The 5,645-nt window shown below is 44.4% G+C and carries 3 protein-coding genes and 1 pseudogene; all 4 read right to left on the minus strand.

The genetic code is table 11. The features are described from left to right. Positions 1-1,653: DEAD/DEAH box helicase family protein (locus tag ACOJS8_RS11240; RefSeq protein WP_420148638.1), on the minus strand; the 1,653-nt coding region annotated here is incomplete at its 3' end. Positions 1,654-1,696: 43 nt separating this feature from the next. Continuing rightward, positions 1,697-2,977 (minus strand): hypothetical protein, encoded by a 1,281-nt coding sequence (locus tag ACOJS8_RS11245; protein WP_420148639.1) that lies wholly within the window; start codon positions 2,975-2,977, stop codon positions 1,697-1,699. An 82-nt stretch (positions 2,978-3,059) separates the two neighbouring features. Next, positions 3,060-5,165 carry an ATP-binding protein gene (locus ACOJS8_RS11250; RefSeq protein WP_420148640.1) on the minus strand — a complete coding sequence of 702 codons (2,106 nt, stop codon included), beginning with the start codon at positions 5,163-5,165 and terminating at the stop codon, positions 3,060-3,062. Positions 5,166-5,189: 24 nt separating this feature from the next. Further along, positions 5,190-5,645 (minus strand): annotated as a pseudogene (locus ACOJS8_RS11255) (hypothetical protein); the annotation flags it as partial.

The following is a 5,645-nucleotide window of genomic DNA, read 5'->3' on the forward strand; positions in this document are numbered from 1 at the left end:
ATCGTCAGCACCGGATGTACGCAGATTATACGTAATGACTTCCGACAAGGCATCAGGTGAGCTAAGCCAACTGGTTAGTGCGATTTTCTGTAAGGTGTCAACTGGGCCTGTGACAATTTCATCCGTATTTTCATCAATAAAGGAGGTTGTGAACTTACCCGCCTGCGCGAAGTATTTATCATTAAAAGCAGCCTGAACCGATTGGTCGAGTGGTAAGCGGTAAAAAATTGGTTTTAGGCGCATTGTTTTCGGCAAGTACATTTGCCGGGAGCCGTATCGAATGTATGTTCTCCCGTTATCGTCAATATGGTTCATTTGCCGGGCAAGCGATAAAACGTGGGGCAACCCCAGAATCGTTACGACTGGCAGGTTGATGAACTCATCGGGCTTTTTTACTTCCCAAGGGCCTATGTCTGAAAACAACTCGGTCTTAGGCGACTTGTGAGGGAGCAGATGCAGCAGGCCGTTGAGGTTGTGAATATTCGTACCGTAAGCCGTAGCGGTTAATAAAAAGATTTTAGCTCCTTTCGCAACAGCCGGAAGAAACAGAGCATACACCCGGCTGGCGCGTTGATATAAACGCTCGTTTGTGCGCTGATTGCGATAGTAGTGCGCTTCATCAATCAGAATTACCGTTTGGTTATCAGCCCGTTCTAGTTCTTTTTCGAGATCGGTGATTTGATGGTTTGCTTTACCTGTTGAAGCCAGGAACGCTACGGTTGTACTGTAAATAAAATGATTGATATCTTTTATTCTCATCTGTTCTTCCCATTTAGGATGAACGATGGGTGGAGCAATTATAATGGTGCGTTTGCTAATCCCGTTGTTTTGCAGATAACGGGCAATTTCTGACCCGATGATTGTTTTGCCCAGCCCGGTAGCTGCCACAATTAGGGAACCACCATGTTCTTCGGCTTGCCGTAATGCATTTCGAATAATGAACTGCTGGAAATAAACGGGCGCAAATGGACGATTCTCTTCATCGTGGTTGCCTAACATGATCGACAACGCTTTTAAATAAACATCGAACGGCTTTGCCAGCTTTAACCACTGCTCCAGTAATTCCCGGACTGGTGTTAATATATCTTTAGCTTCAATAGCTGTTGTATCGAACCATCTAGAGAAATCAGCAATTTGCTCAGGCAAACTAAGCAAACTCACTTGCTCAGCATTCGATCTTGCTTTACCAGAAAGCCCATTTTCAGAATAATTGGCTGATCCATGCCACAGAAATTTATTATCTCCGATATAAAATTTACAATGAAATGGGTTAGAAATTGAGCGTGCATCCCGAATGAAAAAACGATTTGAATTCATCCGTGCAACGACCTCATTAATAGTTTCCCATAGATCACTATCAAGTTGCCTAAGTTCTTTTACGACTTCATCTAAAATAGCCTCCTGTGCGTCATCAGCGTCCCCTTTGCCAACCAGCATTTTAACAATTACATGGTCCTGAATATGGGGTCTGCCTAATCGATATCCTTTCAAGCTGAAGTAGGCACTGGCAATTCTGATGGTATCGTTTATGAGCGGGAAGTAAGCTTTGATGAACTCATACCCTACCCCCGGACCAACTCCGGAAAGTGGTTGCCCATCTGTAGTTCGTTGTATAAGTAGCTCACGGCTGCTTGAGGGTTTTCGCGGTTTCATGTAGGTGTGGTGTAGATTCGCCAATCCGCTCAAGCGTCTTATTTCAGCGATTTAATCCGGCTTTAGTGATTAGATCAAGTACCTTGCCACCCGGAATAAGACTGATTGAAGCGTGGCGGTGTGCTAAGGCAACTGGTACAATTGCGTTATCATATAGATCAAGTTCAAAGTGGCGAATTAAATCGCAGGCTCGCTCGACAAGAGACCCGTAGCGAGTTATTTCTACTTTTTTACGAGCAAATTCGGTGCGAGTTCCAGACCCTTTACCGGCAAATGGGTATGGGAGGGCAAAATTGAATATTCGTCCGCGCTCTGTTTTGAATAAGAAATCCTGACCATAATAAGACTCATAACCAAAGTCTTCGGCAGGCTTATCGCTACCGGTAATGTATGTTTGACGGTACGTGTCGTCAATAATGCGAATCACGCCGTTTGGCAGGAAGCGTTCTAGCAAGAGGGCATGATCCATAACATTGCCTGTTTTTTGAAGACCCATAACCAACAATGGTTCCAGCCCAAGACTTGTCAACCTGGAATTGGCGTTATCAATAAGCGTCATTATTCTTGGATGAAGTTTAGCAGGCTCCCCAAAAAGAGCTAATGGTCCATCCATTACAAAAGCGATTTTACTAAGGGCAACCGGATTTGCTTCAAGTAATTCAAGAATAAATGCTGATAAGAGTAGATGTTCTACTGCATTCATCATGCGCGTAATGGCACTTGTGTTATTGCCAAAATCACTGATTCCCTCATGAAGCCTTAGCCAATCCGTTACGTAAACGGTTCCTCCGCACTTTGGGCATGTATGCGTATGAGTCTTTGGCGTAAAAACAAGATGTTCGATCAAGGCGTCACAGGCAAGGATCGGGCAGGATTTTATAGACAGCTGATTGTTGTTCAAAGCCAACAGTGTCTCAGTAAGCACCATACGATTGTTACCCTCACCCCGATTGGCAGTAAGTTGATCATATACGGCATGGCGGAAACCATTCCGGACAGTATCAGATTTACGGTATTGTATATTAGAGCCAGGCAATACATAAGTAATTGGCTGGGCATTACGGTGCATGTCTGCCACCTTGAATGGATCAACGAAGCGCGAACGAGGGTCAATCAATTCCGCATACTTATCCATCTCGATAAGAACGTGACTAACTTTAATATAGCCAAGCTGTGTACTGGGGAGTTTATCGTTAATCGGCGTATCGCTCTTACTGGCATCTGACGCAACAACAAAGCTAGGCAGTTTAGGCGGCTGACCACCCGGTGCCGGGGTAAACGTTGAAGCCATCGCCTTCGCTTCATCATCAGATGGTGGCTTCATATAGTCACAATCCGACAAAAAATTCTGTACGTCAGGATTACGAACAAAGTCAGAATGTCCGCCTTTGCCAGCGGACTCACGGTTATACGGCATTATGATCTAATGGTTGCATTTTTTCCTTGATACGCTTGATATCTTCTTTTAAAGCGTCTGGCGTAAACCGGTTGATTTGAGTAGGAATAACGAATGGTGCTGATAGGGTTTTTATTCTGGCAAAACCTACATCCTGCGCTGACTTCAACGATTTTGTAAAATCACCGAAATCATAAAACTTGCCTAACGTCCTCAACTCATCATCATTATTCAAATGTGTAACAAACCAGTTTTCTGTATTTGCCAGAATATTAGGATGTACGGAGGAAGGCTCTTGTGTTGCATAGACGAAAGCGATTCTAGCCTTAGCTCCTTCTTTAGCCATACGTGGCCATGTGTCGGTTAGTTCTGCTTTTTTTCCAATAAGATTATGTGCTTCCTCAACGTAGACGACCATATTTTGAGGTACTTTCCCCTCATTCATTATTGCCATCTGACGCTCAAAAATTTGGCTTGCAATACGTTTTGAAAGCACTTCCCGAATCTCCACCGGGCCAGCCGACAAATCAAGGATTACGATTTTACCTGCTTCCAAATGATTAATGATTTCGTCAGTGACATCAGCAGCCCGTTGAGGAGAATGATAAGGACGGTATTTCTGAATTGCCCGCCAGCCGCCAAAACTTTGTTTCCGACTATTCTCACGAGCAAGCATATTTAAAAATGCTTCAAGGGTCGGGTCAACCCATGAGTTACCAGCAGTAGAGGATTGTAAGCCAATGGCCGGGACTCTACGCTGAGACTGGTCATCTTTTATGGCAATATTAATCTGCCGTAACTGCTCAAACCAGGCACTTGCATCTGAAGCAGATACATGAGTTGACGTAGGAGTTGCAATCTGAACCGGTGGATCTTGAGCCTGCCCCCAAGCCGTAATCTGTCGAGTAAGTGCAGCCGCAATTGGTATTTCTATTGTAAAATTAGTGGGTGTTGGATAGCCAGCTCGGTACAAAATACACTGAAATACAGCTTTGTGTCGCTTCCAGCGTGTATGCTCAGATACCTGTGTACTATCAGGTTCCTCCAACGTCGATGACATGAATGCATCAAGGTCTTGGCCCGAAAATGGAGACTTATCTACCTTGAAAAGTCTTTGAATTAAGTTGAGAGCTTGGTCACATTCCTGATAAAAATTCGTGCGTAGATCGGCAAATCCAACTGTTTGAATAGCTCTATAACGGATAGTTTGTTGAGGAAAAACCTCAGCAATCGAGCTACCGTCATCTTGATGATTGGCGTTAGCGTATTCACCATTTACATCAAAAATTAGCTGTCCTACCTTGACGTTGTCCTTCATAGCAGCAATCGCAACTGCTGACACAGTCGTTTTGACCGTATTAGATTTGCCAGTTCGAGTCATGCCTAAAACGGCGGTCCGCCGGGCAAGAAAGTCTGTTGGCTGAATTAGAACGTCAACTAATTCAGCGTCTTTGCCCCGGTGCATTCGCGCGGTAGACGTGTAGCGAACGGTACCAATATTAATTGGTGATGGTACGTTTGTAAATCCTGCTTTCTTAGCTTCCTCTCTGGCCTTCTCGCGCACTTCTGGATTGACATGATTGACAATCATAGCTAACGCGCTACCGGTAGGCTTATAAGCCCGTAAACGCGACAGAGTCATAAAGTTTTCAATATCACTGCCTAATCGTAACTGCCCATTTTCCACATAAAAGGTGCCTAATATATTGCAGCGTAGCCCCCCAGCTTGGAGTTCAGAATGCGTCATTGGGTCTATCCCGTCGTTCACGTCCCCTGGAAATTTTTCAGTTGATGTTCGACGCTGATGATGTTCAATACGAGTACGAATGAAGTCATTGTCTTGAGGCAAACTTACAGGTTCAATCACACGTAGCAGAATCACCTCCTGGTCGATAATGTCGGCGTTTATTATTTTGGTTGGATTGAATCCGGCCGCAACAAGAAACGAGTTATGTGGAAGTCCGTTGACATTGTGCTTCCACTCGTCATTGGTTAAAACCAGTACTTCGTCAAACCGCATTCCATAGACATATCCGACGAAAGATTTATCGAAGTCGCCAAGCAGTTTGACTAATGGACTTTCTGTAGTGGCTATTTTATTAAGAATATCCGGCATAAAAAGTAAAATTTCAAAGGAAGTTTAAAGGTTCTCAATGATTACAGACTGCACTATTGGGATTCGAATAGGACCACTTGCTTGTGATCTTGATGCGGCAAGATCACCAACGACTGTCAAGCCCACGTGAGGCTTCGGGCTCTTTTCCTGCTTTTGAACTGGAAGCGGACGATTACTGAATACGAGCTCTCTCCCTACAAAGCTGGCTCCCCCCATAGGATGAGTTGAGTAGGTTTGATCAACGACTCGTCCATCAATACCACTAAGCTTTTCGTAGAGTGTACGCACCTCTGGTGAATCATCATAAGACAAGAGCCATGAGGATGATAACCGGACAAGATAATCACGCATCTGTCGGTGCGTCGTCTCATCAAACAAGTAACCATAAAGCTGTTCTGCCCGATGATAGTAAGGCGGATCAAGATACAGGTAAGAATTTCTAAGCTTAGCGTATCGATTACAGAACCGCTTCCAATCGAC

This window comes from Spirosoma sp. (assembly GCF_048594605.1).
In the GTDB taxonomy this organism is placed as follows: domain Bacteria; phylum Bacteroidota; class Bacteroidia; order Cytophagales; family Spirosomataceae; genus Spirosoma.

What these genes read in the sequence shown, in the direction of transcription:
- ACOJS8_RS11245 (WP_420148639.1), bottom strand. Translation starts at nt 2,977, where the DNA reads ATGAAGCCACCATCTGATGATGAAGCGAAGGCGATGGCTTCAACGTTT.
- ACOJS8_RS11250 (WP_420148640.1), bottom strand. Translation starts at nt 5,165, where the DNA reads ATGCCGGATATTCTTAATAAAATAGCCACTACAGAAAGTCCATTAGTC.